Annotated in this window: 1 protein-coding gene; it reads left to right on the top strand. The window is 32.9% G+C overall.

Going from position 1 to position 255, the window contains the following annotated elements:
* On the top strand, positions 1-255 hold a 255-nt coding region (locus AC1M36_RS28615; protein ID WP_479846532.1), incomplete at both ends, for a DDE-type integrase/transposase/recombinase.

Here is a 255-nt window from a genome sequence, read left to right on the forward strand (position 1 = left end):
TTCGTAAGAAGCGACGCTTCTTTAGAGGGAATTATTCGAATACTTTTCCAAATGTTTTAAACCGTGAATTTAAAAATCGAAAACAAAATGAAGCGCTCGTTACAGATATTACATATTTACGAATCCAAGATGGATTTCGCTATCTCTCTGTCGTGCAAGACATTTATAATAATGAAATTGTTTCTTGGAAAATCTCTAGACGCAATGACAATGAACTCGTATTAGATACGCTTGAAAATTTGGTACAAAAAAGAG

This window comes from Bacillus sp. Medicinal_06 (assembly GCF_056711665.1).